This window comes from Phyllobacterium calauticae, assembly GCF_019991125.1.
GTDB lineage: Bacteria > Pseudomonadota > Alphaproteobacteria > Rhizobiales > Rhizobiaceae > Phyllobacterium > Phyllobacterium calauticae.
This window is the reverse complement of sequence record NZ_JAGENB010000005.1, coordinates 126,644-148,517: the sequence shown is the minus strand read 5'-3', so window position 1 is coordinate 148,517 and position 21,874 is coordinate 126,644. Positions and strand designations below refer to the sequence as shown.

The window sequence follows — 21,874 nt, the reverse complement described above, 5'->3', positions numbered from 1 at the left end:
CGTCCTGTCTTGGTCAGCCGACGATAGCGAAAACGTCGCGGGTTGAACCCGTCGGGCTTTTGACCGGCTTTTGTCCGATCCACTGCACGTGCCGTTCGAGGACTGCAACTGCATTCTCGATATTGCCCTGGCGCAGGAAACCCAGGATCGCCCTGTGATCATGATCGGTTCGAACTTCCCACTCCGATCGCCACGCGGAAAACAGAAAGCGCGCGCTCACCGAATGAAGGTCATCGATGGCCGCCAGGAGACGCGGCATCGCGCATGGCGTGAGAATCAGGCGATGAAAACGCCGGTTGGCCTCTTCCCAGGAGCGCACGTCGCGGGAATTATCGCCGGCAACGGTGGCCTGTTCGGCCTCTTCCAGAATGGACGATGTCAGGTGCGGCGCAGCCTGCCGGAGCGCCAGCCCCTCAAGCTCGGCGCGCATCAGGGCGACCTCGCGCACCTCGGCCAGGTCAAACGATGCAACGCGCACGCCCCGGCGCGGCTCACTGACGGCAAGGCCCTGTGCTTCCAGTTTGCGGAAGGCTTCCCTGACCGGGACATGACTTGCGCCGAATTCTTCCGCCACATGGTCCTGCCGCAGCTTTGCGCCCGGCTCCAATTGGCCCGTCACAATCCTGTCCGCAAGGATGCGGCTAATGCGATTGGCGATGGTGTCTTCGTTGGCTGCGGTCATGGTTCATAGTTATTTTGCTTCATATCCCCTGTCGAGCCCGCCATTGTGTTTTACCGGCGCAATCAAACAGTTCTCATCGCAAATGAGCGGCTTCTGACTGTGGCAGGAATGACACACGGGCCGAGGCAAGACATGGTTTTTACAAGAAACCACCTTGGCCCATCCGCCCACACCGGTTGCGTGATAAAACCGTTACAAATCTCCATTACGGACGGTACAGACAGCGATTTCATCTGTTCGTTGCAAGGCAATGCGGCTGAGCAACTCATTCAATAGAGTGTGGAGATCCCCCATGACAATCAAGAGCTTCCTTCTCGGCTCGGCTGCAGCGCTCGTTGCAGTAACCGGTGCACGCGCTGCCGACGCAGTCGTCGTTGCCGAACCAGAAGCCGTTGAATATGTTCGCGTTTGCGACACCTACGGCAAAGGCTTTTTCTATATCCCCGGCACGGAAACCTGCCTGAAAATCGGCGGTTATCTGCGTTATGACGCCAAGGGCGGCGATAATGTCTACAAGGGCGGAGAATTCGGAACCTGGCAGAAGAAGACGCGCGCCACGCTCCGTTTCGATGCCCGCACGGAAACCGAACTCGGCACGTTGCGCTCCTATATCGAGACGCGTTTCCAGTACAATAATGGTGCCAATGATACGTCCATACCGAATGCCTATATCGAACTCGGTGGTTTTCGTATCGGCGTGGCCGATGAAATCTTCGGCTCGTTCACCGGTTATGCCGGCAATGTCATCAACGACGACGTGATCAACTATCAGTCGGACCACAGCAACCAGGTCAGCTATACGTTCAATGCGGGCAATGGCTTCTCTGCCATGATCGGCGCTGAACAGGGTGAAAGCGTTGGCAACAACTACTATAGCTACGACTATCGTATCGACGACTACATGCCTCACGTGCTGGCCGGCGCAAAGTATGAACAGTCCTGGGGCAAGATTTCCGGCATCGTCGGCTACGACTCCAAGGTCGAGGAATGGGCCGGCAAGCTGCGTCTGGACGTGAAGTTCACCGACACGGTATCCGCATGGGTCATGGGCGGTTACCAGTCCAACTATGACGATGCACCGCTCGGCCGCCGCAACTGGTTCGGCACCTGGGAAGGTGACTACGCCATCTGGGGTGGCCTGGCTGCCAAGGTTTCGGACAAGGCCACGATCAATGCACAGCTTGCCTATGAATCCGAAGGCACGCTGGCGGGTGCTTTGAACGTTGCCTATGAAATCGTTCCCGGCTTCACGATCACGCCTGAATTCAACTACACCAAGTTCGACGGTGCCCGTAAGGATTATTCGCTTGCCCATGGCGGCAACGACGATGCTTTCGGTGGCGCGATCCGCTTCCAGCGCAACTTCTAATACCCGATGCAAGAAATTTGGCGACGCTGACATTCAAGCAGCATCGCCAAGTGGCAAAGTTGATACGATCTCCAGTCAAATCCTTTGCACAGAACGGCGGGCCTTACGGGCTCGCCGTTTTTATTTCTGCCAGTTCGTCATCAGCTGTCGGTTGCTTACGATGTGCGGACCCGTATTGACATCCTTCACTTCAGGTTTGCCTGTATCGACCAAACCGCTCCATCCGCCGCCAAGCGCCTTGTTGAGGGCGATGTAATCGGCCGCGATTGCCACGCGGCTTTGCAGCAGGGCGTCTTCCGCCGAATACAGCGAGCGTTCCGCGTCAAGCACATCAAGGAAGCTCGATGTTCCGCTCTGGTAGAGAGAGCGGGACAGGCTGGCCGCATCGCGGTAGTGCTTGGCCGATGCGGCCAGCTTTCCATTCCTGATGCGTTCCTGTGCCAGCGATACGATGGCATTTTCGACATCTTCGAGCGCGGTGAGGATCGACGACCGGTAGGCAACAAAATACTGGTCGCGCTGTGCCTGGGCGACTTCCACCGCGGCTTTCTTCTGGCCGCCGCTGAAGATCGGCACGCTCAATGCCGGGCCGAACGACCAGCCGATGGTGGAATTCTTGCCGAGATCGCCAATATTCAGGGCCGTGGTGTCGATATTGCCGGTCAGGCTGACGCTGGGATAACGGGCAGCTTCAGCCTGCCCGATCTTTGCGGTGTACTGCGCGTATTGGCGCTCCGCCGTCCTCACGTCCGGCCGCGTGCGCAGGATATCGGCCGGAACCCCTGTCGGGACAGGCAGGCGCGGCGTCGGAATGGGCGTGCTGCGCTTCAGCCTGTCCGTGAGGGCTGCAGGCGCCCTGCCCGTCAGGACGGAAAGCCGGTGCACCGCTTCCGCATAACTTGTCTCCAGGGATGGTATGTTGGCTTCCGTGCTGTTGGCCAGGCCGGAGGCATTGGCGACATCGAGGGCGGAGGATGACCCTGCCTCGAACTTGGTGCGCGTGAGCGCCGCCGTCTCCCTCTGCGAGGCTGCCGTACGGCGGGCCAGCGCGATGCGCGCCTGATAGCCGCGCGCCTGGGCATAGTTGGAGGTGACATCGCCGATCAAAGTCAGCAATGTGGACCGCAGATCTTCGCCGGCTGCATCCAGACCATACTTTGCCGCTTCAACGCTGCGTTTGTTGGCACCGAAAAGATCGAGCTCCCAGCTCGCGTCAAATCCCGTCTGGAACTGGCTGGACGTCTCCGCGGAGGTCCCCGTGCTGGTGGCACTCACCCTGTTGCGAGTTGCCGACGCGGACCCGTCAAGTGATGGCAGAAGCGTGCCTGCGGTCTGCCGGTATGTCGCGCGCGCTTCACGGATTTTCGCCTTTGCAGTGGCAACATCCAGATTGCCTGCGACCGCTTCGTCGACAAGTGCATCCAGCTCGGGATCACGCAACCGCTTCCACCAGTTGGACAGTTCCGCCGGCTTGGGCGCCTTTACCTGCTTGCTGCTTCCCCACTGGCCGGGCATCGCAATCAACGGCTTCTGATAGTCCGGCCCGACGACGCATCCGGCAAGGCTTGAGCTCAACAGAAGAAACCCGAGCAATTGACCGAGGCGGAAATGGCAATTCCCGGGAGAAACCGGATCGGGTGAGGCTGTTGTTGTGATTGTCATTGCGTCCATCTTGCTCATTATCTCGCCCCATGCCTCAGTTCGAACCGGCTGTTGCCGTTTCACTGTTGTCGGGAACCTTGCCATCGGCGCTCTTCCGGCGCCGGAACAACCGGCTGACCGCGACAAAAAGCAGGGGCACAAAAAACACTCCGAGAACGGTTGCCGCGATCATGCCGCCCATGACGCCGATACCGATGGAATTCTGGGCGCCGGAACCAGCGCCGCTTGCTGTTGCCAGCGGCGCCACGCCAAGGATGAACGCAAAGGACGTCATCAGGATCGGACGCAACCGCTGGCGCGCGGCTTCGAGTGTGGCCTCGACCAGCCCCATGCCGGCGGTCTGCCGTTCGATGGCGAACTCCACGATGAGAATTGCATTCTTCGCCGCAAGGCCCACGGTCGTCAGCAGGCCGACCTTGAAATAGACGTCATTGGTCTGGCCAAACAGGCTCGCCGCAAGCAGCGCGCCGAAAATACCGATCGGGACCGAGAGCATGACCGCAAACGGAATCGACCAGCTTTCGTAAAGCGCTGCCAGACAGAGGAACACGACCAGGACAGATATTGCATAGAGCGATGTGGCCTGATTGCCCGACAGTTTTTCCTGTGCCGAAAGGCCCGTCCATTCGTGCGAATAACCCGCCGGCAACTGGCTCATCAGCTTGTCGATTTCGTCCATCGCCGCGCCCGAGCTGACACCGGCAGCAGCGGCACCCTGAATGTCGACGGCGGCAGAGCCGTTGAACCGCTCCAGCCGCGGTGAGCCGAATGTCCAGTGGCTGGAGGCAAAGGACGAAAACGGCACCATGGCCCCCGAGGCATTGCGGACATGCCATTTGTCGAGGTCTGCCGGCTGCATGCGGAAATCCTTGTCCGACTGCAGATAGACGGGCTTTACCCGGCCGCGATCGATGAAATCGTTGACGTAGTCGCTGCCCCACGCCGTCGACAACGTGTTGTTGATATCGGACAGGGCGACACCCAGCGCGCTGGCCTTCTCCTGATCGATATCGATGGCGAACTGCGGCTCGTCTTCCTGGCCGTTCGGGCGCACATTCGCCAGAAGCTTGCTTTGTCCGGCGAGCCCAAGCAGTTGGTTGCGGGTCTGCATCAAGGCATCGTGGCCCGCGCCATTGACATCCTGCAGATAGAACTCAAAACCGTTGGAGTTGCCCATGCCCTGGATCGCAGGCGGGTTGAAGGAGAACACGCGGGCATCCCTGATCTTGGAAAAGACACCCATGGCCCGGCCAGACACCGCATTGGCCGAAAGTTGCGGCGACTGGCGCGACGCAAAGTCCTTGAGCCTGACAAACGCTATGCCGACATTCTGACCGGACCCGCCAAAGCCGAAACCGGCCGTCGTGAACACACCGTCCACCGCATCCTTTTCATCGTTGAGGAAATGGTCCGACACCTGCTTCAAAACACGCAATGTCCGGTCCTGCGTCGCCCCCACCGGCAGTTGCACGCTGGTGATCAAAATGCCCTGGTCTTCTTCGGGAAGGAACGAGCTTGGCAGACGCACAAACATCCAGCCCATGGCAATCGCAATCGCCAGGAAAATCGCCAGAAACCGTTTGCTTCGCTGAATGATGCCTTGCGCGCCGTTGCGGTAGGCCGTCGTGCTGCGGTCGAACGACCGGTTGAACCAACCGAAGATGCCCTTGCGCTCCGCATGCCCTGCCGCAGGAGCGCGAAGAATGGTTGCGCACAGAGCCGGTGTCAGCACCAGTGCAACCACGACGGAGAGCACCATGGCCGCGACGATGGTGACGGAGAACTGGCGATAGATGATGCCGGTGGAACCACCGAAGAAAGCCATGGGCACGAAGACAGCGGACAACACCGTGGCGATGCCGATGAGAGCCCCGGTGATTTCCTTCATGGACTTTTGCGTTGCTTCTTTCGGTGGAAGCTTTTCTTCCTGCATCACCCGTTCGACGTTTTCGACAACCACGATCGCATCGTCCACGAGAAGCCCGATGGCCAGCACCATGGCGAACATCGTCAGGGTATTGATCGAATAGCCTGCAACCGCGAGCACGCCAAACGTTCCAAGCAGCACCACGGGCACTGCGATGGACGGGATGAGCGTTGCCCTGATGTTTTGCAGAAACACGAACATGACGACGAAGACGAGAATGATGGCCTCGATCAGCGTCTTGACCACCTCTTCTATCGAGAGAAGAACGAAGGGCGTCGTGTCATAGGGGTAGTAAACCTTGACCCCTTCCGGAAAAGTCGTGGAAAGGCGCGCAATGGCCGACTGGACGGCTTCCGCCGCGCTGATGGCATTGGCGCCCGTGGCCAGGTTGATGGCAAGACCCGCCGCCGGCATGCCGTTGTAGGCAGCACTTGTCGTATAGCTTTCCGCGCCGATTTCCACGCGCGCCACGTCGTTGAGCCGGACCAGCGAGCCATCGGTGGCGCTCTTGAGAATAATATTGCGAAACTGCTCCGGCGTCTGAAGCCGGCTTCTGGCTGTCACCGTCGCATTGAGCTGCTGTCCCTGCCGTGCGGGCAGGGCCCCGAGCTGCCCGGCGGAAACCTGCGTGTTCTGCGCCTGTATTGCCGTGGAGACATCGCTTGGCATGAGCGCATATTTGGCAAGCTTGTCCGGGTCGAGCCATATCCGCATGGAATAGCCCGAGCCGAACAACTGGGTTGATCCGACACCCTCAACCCGCTTCAGCGTGTCGTTCAGGGTGCTGTCGACATAATCGGCCAGATCGGTCGACGTCATTTTGCCGTCGGTCGAAACGAATGCGACAACCATGAGAAAGCCGGTCGAGGATTTCGTCACCGTCAGGCCGTTGCTCTGCACGATCTGCGGCAGTTGCGACGTGACAAGCTGCAGCTTGTTCTGAACCTGCATCTGGGCAACATCGGGATCGGCGGCACTGGTAAAGGTCAGGGAGATGCTGGTGCTGCCCGTCGAACTCGATGTGGAGGTCATGTAGTCGAGATTGTCGATACCCGTCATGCCCTGTTCGATGACTTTCGTCACTGAATTCTCGACGGTCTGCGCATCCGCGCCCGGATAGGAACCGCTGATACTCACCGTTGTCGGTGCGATCTGGGGATAGCGCGATATGGACAATGAATTGACCGCCAGCAAACCGCCAAGCATGATGACGATGGCGATCACCCAGGCAAAGATCGGGCGGTTGATGAAAAAGCCGGACATGGGAACCCTCAGTTCTTGGCCGAGGCGTCAGACGCCGGCTTCTGTTCATGATTGGCGGCTTCCGCAAGGCCAGACTGAGGCAATGCCGCCTGTTTGCGCTCCTTGATCTCCCCGGTCACGTCATCGATCGTCACCTCCACCGGCGTCGCACTCTGGCCCGCGCGCACGAATTGCGAGCCTTCCACGACCACGCGATCGCCGTCGGCTATCCCGGTCTCGACCAGCCAGTTGTTCCCGACGCTGCTGCGGACGCCAAGTGCGCGCTCCCCGACTTTTCCATCCGCATCGACGACGAGGGCCGTTGCCTCCCCCTTGGCGTTACGGGTCACCGCACGCTGGGGCACGACAAAGCTGTTTTGCGCGACGCCTTCCTCGACAACCGCACGCACATACATGCCCGGCAGCAGCAACCGGTCCGGGTTGGGAAATTGCGCGCGCAACGCGAACGTGCCTGTGGTCTGATCCACATTGGCCTCGGCAAATTCCATTTTTCCAGTGTGCGTATAGGTTGTCCCGTTGTCGAGTTTGAGCTTCACGCTCACATTCGTCCCGCTCAGCTTCACCCTGCCATCCGCAATGGCCTGACGCAGATTGAGCAGGTTGGTGCTCGACTGGGAAACATCCACATTGATGGGATCGAGTGTCCGGATGGTGGCAAGTGCCGTATCCTGGCTTGCGGTGACAAGTGCACCCGGTGTCAGGGACGACTTGCCGATACGGCCCGAAATCGGGGCCGTGATCTTTGTGTAGTCGAGATTGATGCGGGCGGTATCGGCGCTGGCCTTTGCCGAGGCAACATCGGCCTTTGCCTGGGCGAGCGATGCAACCGCATCATCAAGATCCTGCTTGCTGACCGCATTCTGCTTGATCAAGCCCTGATAGCGCTCCACTTTGGCCTGCGCGCTCGGTACCGCCGCATCCGCCTTCTGCTGCGCTGCGATCGCGCTGTCATAGGTGGCCTGGTAACTCGCCGGATCGATCTGGTACAAGGCCTGCCCGGCCTTTACTTCGCCGCCCTCGTCAAACAGCCGCGACTGGATGATGCCGCCCACTTGCGGACGCACATCCGCGCTGAGGGAGGCGGTTGTCCGCCCCGACAATTCGGCGGTAACGGCAACCGATTGCGGATGCAGCGTTATGACACCAACCTCGGGACGAGCCGCTGCAGCAGGAGGCTTGCCCTGTTGCGCGTTACAACCAGCCAGCACGAGAAATAGGGCCAGCAGGCCGAAAGACCGAACGCGAAATCCTGTAACATTTTGATCTGATTGCCCTGGCATTTCTCAATTACACTCTTTCCGTTAAAGCCTGCGGACCCGACCTGGCCCCGGCATGGCTTCGCCGGCACGCGCCCTCTTCCCGAGGGAAGACCAGAGGCGATCCGGGCTTGCAATTGTCGTTGGCAAGGAAGGGATGAAAGACCACACTCAAGGGGTCGCGGAGCAGGGATGTGAGCACGATTCAGGCCTTCTTACAAAAACGCTTTCCCCACCAGGCCTCTATAAATGGTTCGGTGTGAAGTAGCGTTAAGTTTGTGTAAAGTTATGTAAAATCGGCCCGGGGCGCAGCTTGACCGGCTATAGGAAAGTTTGATTTCAGAGTGCGAGGCGGACCATGACCAAAGTCTTGCTGGTTGACGACGACATAGAACTGACCAGTCTCCTTTCGGAATATCTGAGGGAAGAAGGGCTGGATGCGAGCGCTGTTCATGACGGGAAGCGCGGCATCGAGGAGGGTGTCTCCGGGTCCTATGATCTGGTGGTCCTGGATATCATGATGCCCCACCTCAACGGCATCGAGGTGATGCAGCGGATACGGCGATTCAGCGATATTCCAATCCTGATGCTGAGCGCGCGCGGCGACAACATCGACCGGATCACCGGACTTAACCTTGGCGCAGACGACTATTTGGCAAAGCCCTGTTCGCCGAGTGAGCTTGTTGCCCGGATTCGCGCCATTCTTCGCCGGACCGGACGGCACAGGCAGGAGCAGGAGGAACACCTCCTGCAATCCGGCGCCCTGAAACTGTTCCCGCGCTCGCGCACCGCGGAGTGGCAAGGCCACCAGCTGGAATTGACCGGAACGGAGTTCAATCTGCTTGAGGTGCTGGTGCGAAGCGCCGGCCAGATGGTCTCGAAACAGGACCTGTCCAAGGGCGCATTCGGACGTCCGCTGACCGCCTTCGACCGCCGGATTGACGTGCACATCAGCAGTATCCGGCAAAAGCTTGGAAAGGCTGCCGACGGGCAGTCATGGATTCGCTCGATACGCGGCATGGGCTATCAGCTCGTCGAGGGGCAGTAATGGGCCGCGTCTTCTGGCGATTTTTCTGGACGCTCGCCCTCACCATAGCCGGGGTCATCCTTGTCGTGGTGGCAATCAGCACGATATTCGGACTGTCGCCGCCCAAGGGCGCCGCACAAGACCTCATCGAGACGGCGATCCTGGATTCGGCCGCCACGGTATTGAAAGACTCGGGCACCGGCGCCCTGGCGAGGTTCGCCGCAGCGGCCGCATCCTTCAACCGGCCCGTTGATCTCGTTGTCGCCAATGCCGATCCGGCCGACTGCCAATCCGGCCCCGCAGTCACGGCGATGTCGCGATTGGTCCAGACGCCCGAAGGCTGCATCAGCATCACAGCCAAACGGATGAGCTATTCCATTGTCGCAAAAATACTCGGGTTCTGGCCGATTATCTTTGCGGGCATCATCACCAGCCTTGCTTCAGCGCTTTGGCTGGCCAGATATCTGCTCTGGCCGCTGGAGACGCTTCAATCCGGTTTGCGCTCCCTGGCAAAGGGCGATTTTCATGTCCGCATCGGCAAGACATTCGGCCATCGCAAGGATGAGATAACCGCCGTGGGGCATGATTTTGACATCGCTGCCGCCAAGCTCGACGATTTTCACCTCAGCCAGCAGCGGCTGTTCCACGATGTTTCCCACGAGTTGCGCTCACCCTTGTCACGGCTGCAAGCGGCAGCCGGAATTCTCAAACAGAATCCCGCACGCCTGCCGGACCTGCTTCTGCGCATCAACCGCGAGATCGACCGGCTTGACGGGCTGGTGGAAGAAATACTGACGCTCGCGCAACTTGAGTCCGGCGAGCCGTACCAGTTCGACAAGCAGCCCGTTGATCTCGTGGAGCTGGTCAACGCCATCGTGGAGGACGGCGCGTTTGAAGGGCAAGCACACGGGGTTGTTCTCGAGGTCATCGGCGTCGATACCGCCGTGTCCCACGTCAATGGCGAATTGATTTACCGTGCCATCGAAAACGTCATTCGCAACGCCATCAAATACAGCGAACCGGGCGGCAAGGTCGTGATACGCACCGCCATCCCCGCCGGCGGGAAAGCGCTGCAGATCCGGGTGGAGGACACGGGGCCCGGCCTTCCCGACTCTCAGATGGAAGCAATCTTCAGGCCGTTTGTGCGGGCTGAAAGCACGGGCGATGCGCGCGCGGGGGTCGGCCTCGGCCTGGCCATCACCCGGCAGGCCATCGAGCTGCATGGCGGATCGGTCAGAGCCCACAAGGCGCAACCGAGAGGTCTCATCGTCGAGATTGTCGTGCCGCTCACATCGGATCGGCCGCAGAGGTAACCGGTTCGGCAAAATGCTCCACCCGGGTTAACCGGGTAGAGCATATTATCCGGTCAAAGCCGGCGCAGCCTCTATTTGCCGTTGGTATTGGCCGGCTGCTGTACTGCAAGTTTCGGAATTCCCGCCAGCAAATCCGCTTCATCACCGAGAATGTGCGCTGCTTCATCGAGCAATACATCCTTGGCGCTCTTGCGGGCTTTCTCGATGGCGATGTCCGCGCTCAGGCTGCGCTCATTGGCCTGCAGGCCATCATCCTGGGTCGACGCGTCGGCTGAATCGTCGTCGTCGCCGGCGCCTGCCCCGTCATTCACCTTCTCGCGCGACTTGATGCGGCTGGCCTGCGCCGCCATCTCATTGCGGCGTTCGGTTTCATTGAGCGAGACAACCCGCTTTTCCCGCTGCGCTTTCAGGTCGGCCATATCTTCCACGAAGCGCTGGAAGTCCGGGTCCTTTTGCACCCGCGCATCGTGGAGGCTCTGCAGTTGCGGCAGCAATGCCTTCACATCGCCGATTGGCGTGTATTCCGCCGGTTTGACCTGCGCCCACGGCAAAGCATTGTCGTAGCTCGATTCGCCGAAACTCTTGGGATCGGAGAAGCCGGGCAGGGTGATATCCGGCGTCACGCCGCGCAACTGGGTCGTGCCGCCGTTTACCCGGAAGAACTGTGCAACCGTCATCTTCAGCTCGCCGAATTTCGGCTTGCTGTTGCGGGCGATCTGATCGAGGTTGACGACGGTCTGCACCGTGCCTTTGCCAAAACTGGGCTCACCGACGATGACGCCCCGGCCATAATCCTGTATCGCCGCCGCAAAAATCTCGGATGCGGATGCGGAACCGCGATTGATCAGGACCGCAAGCGGGCCGGTCCAGGCAGGCGCGGGAAGATTGTCCTTCTCCACATTGACCTCGCCGCCGGCGTTGCGCTCCTGCACGATCGGCCCCTTGCCGACGAACAGGCCGGTCAAATCAATGGCCTCGGCCAGCGAGCCGCCGCCATTGTTGCGCAGATCGATGAGAACGTTATCGATCTTGTCCTTCTTCAGTTCGGCCAGAAGCCTGGCCACGTCGCGGCTTGCACTCCGATAGTTCTTGTCGCCCTTGCGGCGTGCTTCAAAATCCTCGTAGAAGGCAGGCAGCGTGATGACGCCTATCTTGCGCGTGGCATCACCATCCTTGATCGACAGGATGGTCTTCTTGGCGGCCTGCTTGTCGAGGCTGATCTTGTCACGCACAAGGCTGATCACCCGGTGCTTGCCGTCTGGACCGGCATCGGCGGGCAGGATATCCAGCCTGACAACGGAATCCTTCGCGCCGCGGATCATCTTGACGACTTCATCGAGGCGCGTACCGACCACTTCCTTTATCGGACCTCGTTCGCCCTGGCCCACGCCGGTGATGCGATCGCCGACAGCCAGCTTGCCGGACAGTTGTGCAGGACCGCCGGCCATCAGCTCGCGAATGGTCGTGTAGTCTTCCCGCTCCTGCAGGACCGCGCCGATGCCAACCAGCGAAAGCTTCATCGAGATATCGAATTCGGCGGATGCCGTCGCTCCGAAATAATCCGTATGCGGTTCGATCGACGTGGTGTAGGCATCCATGAAAATCTGGAACACGTCGTCGCTCTTGTACTTGTAGGCGCGTTCCAGCGAGTTCTGATACCGCTTGTCGAGCGTGTCGCGGATGGCAGCGTCGGTCTTGCCTGCAAGCTTCAGGCGGAGCCAGTCATTCTTGACCCGCTTGCGCCAAAGCTCGTCGCTCTCCGCTTCGGATTTCGGCCAGGGCTCCTTGTCCCGGACAAAGGGATAATCTTCCTTCACACTGAAATCGAAATTCTGCTTGAGCAGCGAGCGGGCATAGGTGAGGCGTTCGACAACGCGCTGCTCATAGATGTTGAAGATGGAAAAAGGGATGCGCAGATCTTCCTGGTTGATCGCGTCATCGATCTTCGTGCTGTCGGCCATGAACTTGTCGATATCGGCCTGAACGAAGAGGAACCTGTCGGGATCGAGTGCCTTGAGAAAGCGGTCCATGATCTTGGCGGACAGGGCATCGTCAAGCGCAACGGGCTTGTAGTGATAGCGCGACAGAAACTCAGCGCTCAAGCGGGCCGCTTGCGCCTGCTGCTGCAGCGGCGCCAGCACCGGCGGTGAACCTGCATCCAGTGCGTAAGCCGGAGGGGCAAACGCCAGAAACACACTGAGCAAACCATATTGTATACGCATTAAAGCTTCGATCCGATTTCGACGTTTCAGTTTCGCTGTTTAATGTTGGTGGAACAATTATGGTTTTTTGGCAACCAGACAGCAGATTATTCGTGCCGTCATCCCGATAAATTCTGTTTCAGCCCGCAGGTGCAGCAAAATTATCTGCCGCAAAAGCGGCGCTGACAATTCACAACGGCTTGAGGCCGCCGATTCTCAGGACGATGCCAGCAAGGCTTCCAGTTCCGACGCTGTCGGAAAGGCCGAATGGGTTCCGCGTCTGGATACGGTTATGGCAGCGCCCCGCACCGCATGCTCGATTGCCAGCCTGTCCAGGCGGCAATGGCGCCGGGCCGACGATGCGAGGGCCACGGACATGAACGTATCTCCGGCCCCGGTCGTATCAACCACGACGGAGGGTTGCGCCGGCACTGCGATGATCTCCCGTCCATTCGCAAGAATGGCGCCTTCGCGCCCCAGTGTCAGAACGACATCCCGGACGCCGCGTTCCAGGAGATGGTTCGCGGCAGCTTTTCCACTGGCTCCAGTCAATGCCAAGGCTTCACCCTGGTTGAGAAACACAATGTCCACCAGCGCCCAGAGATCCGAGAAATAGGGGCGCAATGGCGACGGGTTGAACGCAGTCACCATCTGAAGACCCTTGGCCTGCTCAAGGATTTCACGTGTTGCCTGATGCGACAGGTTCCCCTGCAGGATCGCCAGATCACCCGGTTCAGCGGCGTGGAGCTTCACAGCGACATCGGCTGAACTCAGGTTCTGCGCGGCGTCCGTTGTCGTCACGATCGCATTTTCACCGTCGGGCAGCCGGAAGATGATGGAGGTATCGCTCGACTTTCCATCCAGCTCGACCAGTTCTGTCACGAGCGGCTCATTCTGCAAGCGCTGGCGGATCGCTGCCGCACGTGCATCATTTCCAACCGGCGCGACCAGTGTCGTGGGCAGCCCGCACCGGGCCATGACGACAGCTTGGTTCGTTCCCTTGCCGCCCAGATCGTGCGCTCCAACCTCGCCGAGGATGGAGGCCCCGGAGGTTGGCAGGGCGTCCACGATAATCGTTTCATCGATGGTGACATTGCCGATTACATAGGCGCGCATCGGGAGGCCTTTGGAAGGTTAGAGGTATGGCGCGTCATGAAAATCGATTTCGAGCTGCATGGCATGGCCGAAAATACTGCTGAGCCGGACACATGTCTGCTCGGAAAGACTCGGCCCCGCCAGATCAAGCTGATGCTTAAGCCACAATGCCTGTTCGGCAAACCCCTGGCTCACATGCAGATCAACCCACTCCTTGAGGAGCGGATCACTGATGCGATGCATCGAGGCCTCCTTTGACCACGTCCAGTACATCCATTCCGCCGCAAACATGGCGGCCACGATGTCGAGAAACCCGCCTTCGGCAGCAATGCAGAGCATCCCCGACCGGAAGGCCTCAACCGCTGGAATCGTAACGTCGAATGCGGCCGGATCGATTGCGCGGCGCGCGAAGGTGCGCTCGAAATAAACGATCTGCTCATTGGCAAGCGCGTCGAGCACGGCGATGAGCCAGCGCTTCTGCTCGATGGTTTGCGCCGTTGCCGCCGCATAGGCGAAGATGGAAATCGCTGTGTCGACAAAAGCACCTTCATAGACGAGATAGCGGTCGAAGGCGTCCCTGCTCAGCGTGTCGTGCTTTATGTCCCTGACAAAACGATGGTCCAGCATCGTTTGCAGAACAGTCGCATTTTCTCGCAGGATGCGGTCGGAGAGACTTTCGTTTTCCATCCTCTCAGTGCTCCAGCCCCGGTTCTGCAGCGGCGCGGAATGCCTTGACCCGTTCGATGTCCACCGGGTTCCACCACACCCCGCCCTGCTTCAACGAGGATGCAACGATGACACCGTTGGTCCGCTTGAGTATTTCGACGATGTTGTCGCGATTGACACCCGATCCAACCAGAAGCGGCAGATGCGTTGCCGAGCCGATTTCCTCGATCTCTTCAATTGTTGCGGCATTGCCCGTACGTTGCCCCGTGGCGATGACACCGTCGGCATCAAAGAAAGCGAGATCGCGGGTCAGTTCTTCGATCGTCCGGTCCGCAACGATGGCGTGGCTGCCATGCTTCACATGGCTGTCGGCAAAGACCTTGATGTGCTCGGCGCGCAGCATCGACCGATAGCGCATTGCCTCGGCCGCCCTGCCTTCCATGAAGCCTTCATTCGCGACATAGGCATTGGCCCATTGATTGACGCGAATGAACTTGGCACCGCCGGCCATGGCAATGGCGAAAGCCGGAATGGGCGCATTGGCAAGCACATTGATCCCGAGCGGGATGCCGATGGCCCGGGCAATGCGATCCGTGACAACGGACATGAACCCGGTTGTTTCGGGCCCGATATCGTCCGGCTTGCAAAAGGGGATATCGCCATGGTTTTCGATGACCAGACCATGCAATCCCCCTTCCACGCAGGCTTCCGCGTCCCGCATGCAGGCATCGTATATCGTATCCATATCCGCCCCCCTGTAGCGGGGTGCCCCGGGGAAGGCCGGGCAATGGATCATTCCAATGAGCACCTTGTTGGTGCCGAATATCTCCTGCACCGCGTTGGAGCTACGATCCGATATTTCCTGCATGTCGTTCCCTTTCATAGTTTTTTGAGATAGCGGCTCGCGCGTCGAGAAAATCAGCGCGTCAGCCAGGCCAGAATGTTCTTCCAGAGCTTGCCGTAGCCTTCCCATTCGCAGAAGGCCGGGGACAGCCAATGCGGCCCGATATCGGAAGTCCAGACCGCCGTATTGCCCTTGCCATGGCGCCCGAGAACCAGCAGCGGATGGCCGCCCTGATCGTCCGGCAGCGTCGCAACCACTTCGACATCCGCTCCGTCGCGCACTTCGACCTCATTGACCCCGAGAAGCACCGGCCATTCGCCGCCGAGACCAGACATGACAGGATGGTCCGGCATGACGATCTTCGCCGTCGTACCCTCGGGAATTTCAACGCGGTCATCATAGGGAAGGCAGGTCACCGGAAGCACGTCTTCCACAGGGGTCCGCCGCCAGCGCGCCTTGCCATCGATACCCTGGAACGAGAAGTACCCGCCCACCATCAGCAGCGCGCCGCCCTTTTCCACCCAGGCCTTGATCAGTTTCAGCCGGTTGGGAACGGTGCGCGAATGCAGCCAAACATCAGGCGGCAGCAGCAGCGAGTTCGCGCCGATATCCGACAGGATGATGACGTCATAGGCATCCAGCCCTGCCATGTCGTAGGGGAATTTTTCGACCGCTTCATGCGCGGGCATGTAGGTCAGCTCGAATGCACTGCCCGCGAGCGCCTTGACCAGCGGCTCTGCACCCAGATGAAACGTTACACTGCCGAACTGATCGAAACCTTTGTAGTGCGTGGCCGAACTGACCCAGCTTTCGCCAACGAGAAGGACTTTCTTTGTCATGGGATCACCAAACTTTCGTGAATATCAAAATAGGGGTTAGCTTCAGGCTCCAGCCTGAAAAACAGCGCGCGGATTGGCCCGCATCATCTGATCAAGAGCCGTTTCATCGAGGCCGTGCCGCTTGAGGCGCGGCAGGAAATGGCGCAGCACATAGGCGTAGCCATTGCCGCCATAGCGGGTCAGCATCATCTTCAGAAACACGTCATGCGACAGCAGAACCCGGTCGAGATAACCGGCCTCGGCCAGGCGCACGATGGCGCGGGCGGCTTCTTCGTCGCTCGGGCACTGCACCTGCTGATCCGCATAGAAGAAATCCATGCCGATCATGTCGTATTCAATGAATGCACCGCGGGCAGCGAGTTCACTCTGATAGCTGAAATCATCGTGGGAGGGGTTCATGTGGCAAAGAACCGTGTGCCTTATGTCGGCACCCTCCTGCGCCACGACGTCGAGCACGCGGTGGCCGAGCCGGAACCAGCCCGGGAGGTGCACCATGAGGGGAAGGCCCGTCCGCACCTGTGCCTGAGCTGCACCGCGCAACGACTTCTCCTCCTCTGCGGTGAAATCCGACGAGACGCCGATTTCACCGATGAGCCCGATTTTGACGTCGGTGCCATCGACACCTTCCACCGCTTCCCGCACGATCTCGTTGGCGATATCGCCCACGGTCATGGCCGCGACTTCGGCCGGATGGGACGAACCGAGATAGTAGCCGGCGCCCATCACCACATTGAGACCCGCGGCTTTGGCGATGCGCCGGAGAGCCAGCGGATTGCGGCCAATGCCCCGGCATGTCGGCTCCACCACGGTCTTGCCGCCGGCATTGGCAAAGGCGCGCAGTTCTGAAATCGCCAGCGGTTCGTCATCAAGCGTAATGTTGTGCTTGTTGACGAAGGGGTCCTGCTTGAGTTCGCCCAATATTTCCATGCAGACGAAACCACCGGCAAGGTACTGCCGCTCCGGCGTTTTCGGCGCATGCCACCAGCAGCGGCAATCGTTGAGGATGTGCTCATGCATCAACGTGATGCCGAGCGCTTCCGCTGCAATGGGGCCATTGACCGTCATCACCTTGCCGGAGCGGATATGTGCTTCTGACAGATCGCTGTTCACAGGACTCACCTCTTCTTGCCGCTGCCGAAGCGGAAGTTTGCCGTGAATATCCGTGTGTTCAGCCAGATGGCGATCAGGATGATCGCACCGGTGACGATCTGGGTGAAGAATGGCGAGATGTGCATCAGGATCAGCCCGTTGCCGATCACCGCGATGGTCAGCGTGCCGAGAACCGTACCGAGGATGGTGCCCCGGCCCCCCATGAGGGATGTGCCGCCGAGAACCACGGCCGCGATCACCTGGAGTTCGAAGCCGACCGCTGCGTTGGACGATCCGGACCCCAAGCGCGCTGCGATCAGCAACCCGGCCACGGCGCAGGCCACGCCGGAAATGAGATAGACCGAGGCGATGATCCACTTGGCAGGCATGCCGACCCGGCGCGCGGCTTCCGCATTGGAACCGACCGCCACGACCTGACGGCCATATTTGGTCGATGTTATCGCCACATAGCCCAGAACGGCAACGACGGCGGCGATGATGGCCGGAACAGGGACCCCGCCAATGACGCCGCGACCCAGCGCAAAGAAACCCGGCGCATCCTGAATGGGGATCGAATAGCCCTGCGTCAGATAGAGTGCAAAGCCCCGCAGGATGGAAAGACCGGCAAGCGTAACGATGAACGCCGGAATCCCCTGGTAGGCGATGAACCAGCCCTGGACGAAACCAAGGCCGCCGCCGAGCACGATCATTGCAACCACGACCAATGGCCAGGGATATCCCATCGCCATGACGACTGCCGCAACCGCATTGATAAGGGCGACTTGCGAGCCCACCGACAAATCGATGCCGCCGGTGATGATGACGAAGGTCATGGTGATTGCAACGATCAGCAGCGGAGCCGCCTGCCGCACGATATTGAGAATATTGCCAAGGGTCAGGAACGTATCGCTGCCGATCGAGAAAAACACCATGCAGGCGACAAAAAACACGGCGATCGACAGAACCTGCGCGTGCTCGCCGAAAAAATCGGCAAGGCGCGATCCGTGACCGCGTTCGGTATAGACGGTCATTGCTTTGCTCCTTCGCCAACGATCAGTTTGACCAGATCCTCGAGATTGGTGCCGCCGATCTGGCGTTCTGCGACCTTCGTGCCCTCGTACATCACCGCAATGCGGTCGCAGACGCGGAAAAGGTCCTGAAGACGGTGCGTGATGAGGATGACCGAAACGCCATTGGCCTTCACGCGATTGATCAGGGCAAGCACCGCTTCGACTTCGGCCACGGCGAGTGCCGATGTCGGCTCGTCCATGATCAGGACGTTCGGTTTGAACGACGCTGCCCGGGCAATCGCGATGGCTTGCCGCTGGCCGCCGGAGAGGTGGGCAACCTTGCTGGTCAGTTTGGGAATACGGATTTCCAGCGCATCCAGCATTTTGCGCGCTTCGGCCAGCATTGCCTTGCTGTCAAGGAACATGCCCTTGCTGAGCTCGCGCCCGAGAAAGAGATTGCCGACCACATCGATCTCATCGCAAAGGCTCAGATCCTGGAAGACCATTTCGATATGTCTGTTGCGCGCATCGCCCGGGCCGGTGAGATGAATGTCCTCGCCCTCGATGGACATGGTGCCGCCGTCCGGAATGTAGGTACCGGAAATGATCTTTGTCAGCGTCGACTTGCCCGCGGCATTGTCACCGACAAGCCCAAGGCATTCACCGGGATAAATGTCGAGATCAACACCACGCAATGCCTGGTGCGAGCCGAATGATTTGCGTATGCCGCGCAAGGAAATACGCGGGGCGGCATGTGCGTCGCCGGCAGATCCGGAGGGAATACCCCCTCCGGAACCGATGGCAGCAGATCTTTGCTGACCTTCCTGAATCATTTGAAGACGGCCCTGTATGGGTCAACATTCGCCTTGGTGACGATGGTGACGGGAACAGCGATGTTCTTCTCGACGGTCTGGCCGGCCGCAACCTTCTGCAACGCATTCACGGCGGCGGCACCCATTGCCGACGGGTCCTGCTGGATAACCGCGGCAACAAATCCGGCATCGATGCCGGCAATGGCTTCAGCTGTCAGATCCCAGCCGAACACCTTGATGGTGCCCTGCTTGCCCTGGCTCTGCACGGCGGCGATGGCGCCCATCAGGGCAGGCTCGCCGGTTGCATAGATGGCTGTCAGGTCCGGGTTGCCGGTAATCAGGTTCTCGGCTGCCGCAAGCGCATTGTCCTGCACATTCTGGCCGTCGACGACGCCGGCAATTGCAACACCGTCAACATCCTTGATCGTCTTTTCAAAGCCTTCCTGCCGGACATTCTGGATATAGGAGTTCAGCGCACCGACAACACCGATCTTGGCCTTGCCGCCCATATTGGCTTTGACGTAGTCAAGGAAGAACTTGCCCATGTCGGCACCGGCCTTGGCATTGTCGACGCCGATCTGGGCTTTCTGCGGGCCTTCGGGAAGGATCGCGTCGATGGCGACAACGGGGATACCCGCGTCGGCGGCCTGCTTGACGGCAGGCATCAGGCCGTTGACGTCGATGGCGACGACCGCAAGACCCGATACCTTTTCCTGAATATAGGTCTCCACGGCACTGTTCTGCGCCGTCGGTTCATTGTTGGAATTGAAGATAACCAGCTTGACGCCGGCGGCGTCGGCTGCCTTCTGCGCGCCCTGGTTCATCTGGTTGAAGAAAAGCGCCTGCTGGTTGATCTGCACCAGCGCGATCGTCTTCTTTTCCTGTGCGATCGCAGTCGACGAGGCGGCGCAGCTCAATGCCGTGAAGCCAGCCAATGCAATCAATGTTCTCCTGCTCAAATTCAAAGTCATGTTCTCATCCTCTGTTGGTTTTCTTACCGTTACGTCTTGTTATTTCGCCGGCGGGGCAACGGAGTTCCGCACGACGATTTCGACTGGCAGCAGTTCTTCCGAAGCGGAAGGTTTCCACTCCTGCCAGTTTGTTTCCAGAAGCAGTTCGAGCGCCCGGCGCCCGAGTTGCCGGACCGGCTGACGAATGACGGTCAGCGGCGGGGCAAAGAGATGCAGCGGCCCGACATCATCGAAACCGATGATCGAAACATCGTCGGGAACCGACACATTCCGGTCCTTGAAGACTTCGATCAGGCCGATGGCAATTTCATCGGAGCTGGCAAAGATGGCAGTTGCCGCATGCCGCTCTTCCAGATAGCGGACGGCGGCTTTGCGCCCATAATCGATGGTGTATTCACCGGCGTAACGATCAACCATCGCCGTATCGCCATGCTGTTCGCGCAGCGCGCGCATCAGGCCATCGAAACGGCGGCGCGCGCTGATCATGCGCTCGTCGCCGCCGATGAACAGAACATGGCTGTGCCCCTGTTGCGCCAGATGAAGACCGGCGAGATAACCGCCATGATCATTGTCGCAGAACAGTTTCGGCGCTTTCGAACCCGGAACGTCTTCGTCGACGATGATGACCTTGCCCGAACGGTTGATAAGGCCGGCAAGCGCACCGTCATCCGGGTGGTTGGTGATGAAGATCAGCCCGTCGACATGATTGCGTTCGATCAGCTGCAGGTATTCGATTTCGCGCCCTGCCCGGTTGAGCGTCGCATGCAGCGAGACCGCCAGCTTGCGCTCGTCGGCTGCCTGCTCGACAGCGGCGACCAGGGTTGAAAAGAACGGGTTGGCAATTTCAGGAACAACCAGACCGATGGTGTCCGAACGTCCCATGCTCAAACGCCGCGCATGCGGATTGGGTATGTAGTTCAGCGATTTGATTGCATCTTCGATGCGCTTCTTGGTGTGATACGGCAGATCAAGACTGCCATTGACCAGGCGCGATACCGTCGTAACCGATACGCCAGCTGCGGCGGCAACATCTTTCAGACTGGGCGTCGTCTTCTTGATCACAAGCGCTTTCCCCATTGTAAAGCGGTTTAGTAAATCGCTTTACAAGACAAACGCACTTCATGGTTCTTGTCAACTGGGATTCAGAATTGACAGAATAATCCTGTGAGATTCCGTGTCGGAGACGATCCGAAAATCAGAAAATATGGAATTTTAACAAGGTGTTGGGCAGCGCGAAAATTTATCGCTCAATCGTCCCAATTGCATGCAGCAACATAGATTGCGGCGAGTTTTTCCATGCCGAACTGATCGATGCTGTCAAACCGGCCGGGTATCGGACTGTCCAGATCGAGAACACCCAGAATGCGTCCCTCATGGAAAAGCGGCACGACAAGCTCCGAACGGGATGCGGCATCACAGGCGATATGTCCGGGAAAGGCGTCGACATCCTCGACGAGAATCGAGGTTCCCTGCGCAACAGCCGTTCCGCAGACGCCATTGCCAACGGCGATACGCACACAGGCCGGCTTGCCCTGGAAGGGGCCGACCACGAGTTCGTCTTCGGAATAAAGGAAATAGAAGCCTGCCCAATTGAGATCGGGCACCATCTGGAAGATCAGCGCCGAGGTGTTGGCGGCATTGGCGATGGCATCGTTTTCATCAGCGAGAAGGCCGCTCAACTGAGCGCAGAGTTCGCGATAAAACTCGGTCTTGTCAGTGTGATTCATCGTCTTTGCCGCAAACATCGGACGCCTATCCTTTTCGTGCCTATCGTCGTGGCTGCCATCAGCCGCCTCTCCTGCGATAACGGCTACCGCGACAGAGATACAGCGCGAAACTCACCTCTGC

At 59.3% G+C, this 21,874-nt stretch carries 18 protein-coding genes; 3 read left to right on the top strand and 15 right to left on the bottom strand.

What is annotated here, in order from left to right; translation table 11 throughout:
* Positions 1 to 13: 13 nt before the first annotated feature.
* Positions 14 to 682: a GntR family transcriptional regulator gene (locus J1W56_RS18200; RefSeq protein WP_223614712.1), complete on the bottom strand. Its 669-nt coding sequence runs from the start codon at positions 680 to 682 to the stop codon at positions 14 to 16.
* A 292-nt stretch (positions 683 to 974) separates the two neighbouring features.
* On the opposite strand from J1W56_RS18200, the gene J1W56_RS18195 reads away from it, so the two are divergent.
* Positions 975 to 2,051, top strand: a complete 1,077-nt coding sequence (locus J1W56_RS18195) for a porin (RefSeq protein WP_223614711.1) — start codon at positions 975 to 977, stop codon at positions 2,049 to 2,051.
* Between the two features lie 120 nt (positions 2,052 to 2,171).
* On the opposite strand, the gene J1W56_RS18190 is transcribed toward J1W56_RS18195, so the two are convergent.
* The 3 genes from J1W56_RS18190 to J1W56_RS18180 are packed head-to-tail and all read right to left on the bottom strand — an operon-like array spanning position 2,172 to position 8,183.
* Positions 2,172 to 3,713 (bottom strand): efflux transporter outer membrane subunit, encoded by a 1,542-nt coding sequence (locus tag J1W56_RS18190; protein ID WP_223614710.1) that lies wholly within the window; start codon positions 3,711 to 3,713, stop codon positions 2,172 to 2,174.
* A 34-nt stretch (positions 3,714 to 3,747) separates the two neighbouring features.
* Complete coding sequence (locus tag J1W56_RS18185) at positions 3,748 to 6,903, bottom strand: efflux RND transporter permease subunit (protein ID WP_223614709.1); 3,156 nt, start codon at positions 6,901 to 6,903, stop codon at positions 3,748 to 3,750.
* A gap of 8 nt (positions 6,904 to 6,911) precedes the next feature.
* A complete protein-coding gene (locus J1W56_RS18180) occupies positions 6,912 to 8,183 on the bottom strand; it encodes an efflux RND transporter periplasmic adaptor subunit (RefSeq protein WP_223614708.1) in 1,272 nt (423 codons plus the stop codon).
* A gap of 334 nt (positions 8,184 to 8,517) precedes the next feature.
* On the opposite strand from J1W56_RS18180, the gene J1W56_RS18175 reads away from it, so the two are divergent.
* Together J1W56_RS18175 and J1W56_RS18170 are read left to right on the top strand one after the other, a co-directional pair.
* Positions 8,518 to 9,207 (top strand): response regulator transcription factor, encoded by a 690-nt coding sequence (locus J1W56_RS18175; RefSeq protein ID WP_223614707.1) that lies wholly within the window; start codon positions 8,518 to 8,520, stop codon positions 9,205 to 9,207.
* A complete protein-coding gene (locus tag J1W56_RS18170; protein WP_223614706.1) occupies positions 9,207 to 10,499 on the top strand; it encodes a HAMP domain-containing sensor histidine kinase in 1,293 nt (430 codons plus the stop codon). Before J1W56_RS18175 ends, J1W56_RS18170 begins: the two co-directional genes overlap by 1 nt.
* A gap of 71 nt (positions 10,500 to 10,570) precedes the next feature.
* On the opposite strand, the gene J1W56_RS18165 is transcribed toward J1W56_RS18170, so the two are convergent.
* From J1W56_RS18165 to J1W56_RS18115, 11 genes are all read right to left on the bottom strand, one after another.
* Positions 10,571 to 12,721 carry a carboxy terminal-processing peptidase gene (locus tag J1W56_RS18165; protein WP_223614705.1) on the bottom strand — a complete coding sequence of 717 codons (2,151 nt, stop codon included), beginning with the start codon at positions 12,719 to 12,721 and terminating at the stop codon, positions 10,571 to 10,573.
* A 195-nt stretch (positions 12,722 to 12,916) separates the two neighbouring features.
* A complete protein-coding gene (locus J1W56_RS18160) occupies positions 12,917 to 13,816 on the bottom strand; it encodes a ribokinase (protein WP_223614704.1) in 900 nt (299 codons plus the stop codon).
* Between the two features lie 18 nt (positions 13,817 to 13,834).
* Entirely contained in the window at positions 13,835 to 14,482 is a 648-nt protein-coding gene (locus J1W56_RS18155) for a TenA family protein (RefSeq protein WP_223614703.1), read from the bottom strand.
* Positions 14,483 to 14,486: 4 nt separating this feature from the next.
* Entirely contained in the window at positions 14,487 to 15,329 is an 843-nt protein-coding gene (locus tag J1W56_RS18150) for a BtpA/SgcQ family protein (protein WP_223614702.1), read from the bottom strand.
* 50 nt (positions 15,330 to 15,379) lie between these two features.
* A complete protein-coding gene (locus tag J1W56_RS18145; RefSeq protein ID WP_223614701.1) occupies positions 15,380 to 16,144 on the bottom strand; it encodes a glutamine amidotransferase in 765 nt (254 codons plus the stop codon).
* 42 nt (positions 16,145 to 16,186) lie between these two features.
* Positions 16,187 to 17,209, bottom strand: coding sequence for a phosphotriesterase family protein (locus J1W56_RS18140; RefSeq protein ID WP_223614935.1), 1,023 nt, complete (start codon positions 17,207 to 17,209; stop codon positions 16,187 to 16,189).
* A gap of 50 nt (positions 17,210 to 17,259) precedes the next feature.
* Positions 17,260 to 18,264, bottom strand: a complete 1,005-nt coding sequence (locus tag J1W56_RS18135; RefSeq protein ID WP_223614700.1) for an ABC transporter permease — start codon at positions 18,262 to 18,264, stop codon at positions 17,260 to 17,262.
* The gene (locus J1W56_RS18130) at positions 18,261 to 19,076 is read right to left on the bottom strand and encodes an ATP-binding cassette domain-containing protein (protein ID WP_223614699.1); all 816 of its coding nucleotides are present in this window, start codon (positions 19,074 to 19,076) and stop codon (positions 18,261 to 18,263) included. Before J1W56_RS18130 ends, J1W56_RS18135 begins: the two co-directional genes overlap by 4 nt.
* Positions 19,073 to 20,026 carry an ABC transporter substrate-binding protein gene (locus J1W56_RS18125; RefSeq protein ID WP_223614698.1) on the bottom strand — a complete coding sequence of 318 codons (954 nt, stop codon included), beginning with the start codon at positions 20,024 to 20,026 and terminating at the stop codon, positions 19,073 to 19,075. The genes J1W56_RS18130 and J1W56_RS18125 overlap by 4 nt, the downstream gene beginning before the upstream one ends.
* Positions 20,027 to 20,065: 39 nt before the next feature.
* Complete coding sequence (locus J1W56_RS18120; protein ID WP_223614697.1) at positions 20,066 to 21,088, bottom strand: LacI family DNA-binding transcriptional regulator; 1,023 nt, start codon at positions 21,086 to 21,088, stop codon at positions 20,066 to 20,068.
* Positions 21,089 to 21,273: 185 nt separating this feature from the next.
* A complete protein-coding gene (locus tag J1W56_RS18115; RefSeq protein WP_223614696.1) occupies positions 21,274 to 21,771 on the bottom strand; it encodes a GAF domain-containing protein in 498 nt (165 codons plus the stop codon).
* Positions 21,772 to 21,874: the final 103 nt, after the last annotated feature.

What these genes read in the sequence shown, in the direction of transcription:
- J1W56_RS18200 (WP_223614712.1), bottom strand. Translation starts at nt 682, where the DNA reads ATGACCGCAGCCAACGAAGACACCATCGCCAATCGCATTAGCCGCATC.
- J1W56_RS18195 (WP_223614711.1), top strand. Translation starts at nt 975, where the DNA reads ATGACAATCAAGAGCTTCCTTCTCGGCTCGGCTGCAGCGCTCGTTGCA.
- J1W56_RS18190 (WP_223614710.1), bottom strand. Translation starts at nt 3,713, where the DNA reads ATGACAATCACAACAACAGCCTCACCCGATCCGGTTTCTCCCGGGAAT.
- J1W56_RS18185 (WP_223614709.1), bottom strand. Translation starts at nt 6,903, where the DNA reads ATGTCCGGCTTTTTCATCAACCGCCCGATCTTTGCCTGGGTGATCGCC.
- J1W56_RS18180 (WP_223614708.1), bottom strand. Translation starts at nt 8,183, where the DNA reads ATGCCAGGGCAATCAGATCAAAATGTTACAGGATTTCGCGTTCGGTCT.
- J1W56_RS18175 (WP_223614707.1), top strand. Translation starts at nt 8,518, where the DNA reads ATGACCAAAGTCTTGCTGGTTGACGACGACATAGAACTGACCAGTCTC.
- J1W56_RS18170 (WP_223614706.1), top strand. Translation starts at nt 9,207, where the DNA reads ATGGGCCGCGTCTTCTGGCGATTTTTCTGGACGCTCGCCCTCACCATA.
- J1W56_RS18165 (WP_223614705.1), bottom strand. Translation starts at nt 12,721, where the DNA reads ATGCGTATACAATATGGTTTGCTCAGTGTGTTTCTGGCGTTTGCCCCT.
- J1W56_RS18160 (WP_223614704.1), bottom strand. Translation starts at nt 13,816, where the DNA reads ATGCGCGCCTATGTAATCGGCAATGTCACCATCGATGAAACGATTATC.
- J1W56_RS18155 (WP_223614703.1), bottom strand. Translation starts at nt 14,482, where the DNA reads ATGGAAAACGAAAGTCTCTCCGACCGCATCCTGCGAGAAAATGCGACT.
- J1W56_RS18150 (WP_223614702.1), bottom strand. Translation starts at nt 15,329, where the DNA reads ATGCAGGAAATATCGGATCGTAGCTCCAACGCGGTGCAGGAGATATTC.
- J1W56_RS18145 (WP_223614701.1), bottom strand. Translation starts at nt 16,144, where the DNA reads ATGACAAAGAAAGTCCTTCTCGTTGGCGAAAGCTGGGTCAGTTCGGCC.
- J1W56_RS18140 (WP_223614935.1), bottom strand. Translation starts at nt 17,209, where the DNA reads ATGACGGTCAATGGCCCCATTGCAGCGGAAGCGCTCGGCATCACGTTG.
- J1W56_RS18135 (WP_223614700.1), bottom strand. Translation starts at nt 18,264, where the DNA reads ATGACCGTCTATACCGAACGCGGTCACGGATCGCGCCTTGCCGATTTT.
- J1W56_RS18130 (WP_223614699.1), bottom strand. Translation starts at nt 19,076, where the DNA reads ATGATTCAGGAAGGTCAGCAAAGATCTGCTGCCATCGGTTCCGGAGGG.
- J1W56_RS18125 (WP_223614698.1), bottom strand. Translation starts at nt 20,026, where the DNA reads ATGACTTTGAATTTGAGCAGGAGAACATTGATTGCATTGGCTGGCTTC.
- J1W56_RS18115 (WP_223614696.1), bottom strand. Translation starts at nt 21,771, where the DNA reads ATGTTTGCGGCAAAGACGATGAATCACACTGACAAGACCGAGTTTTAT.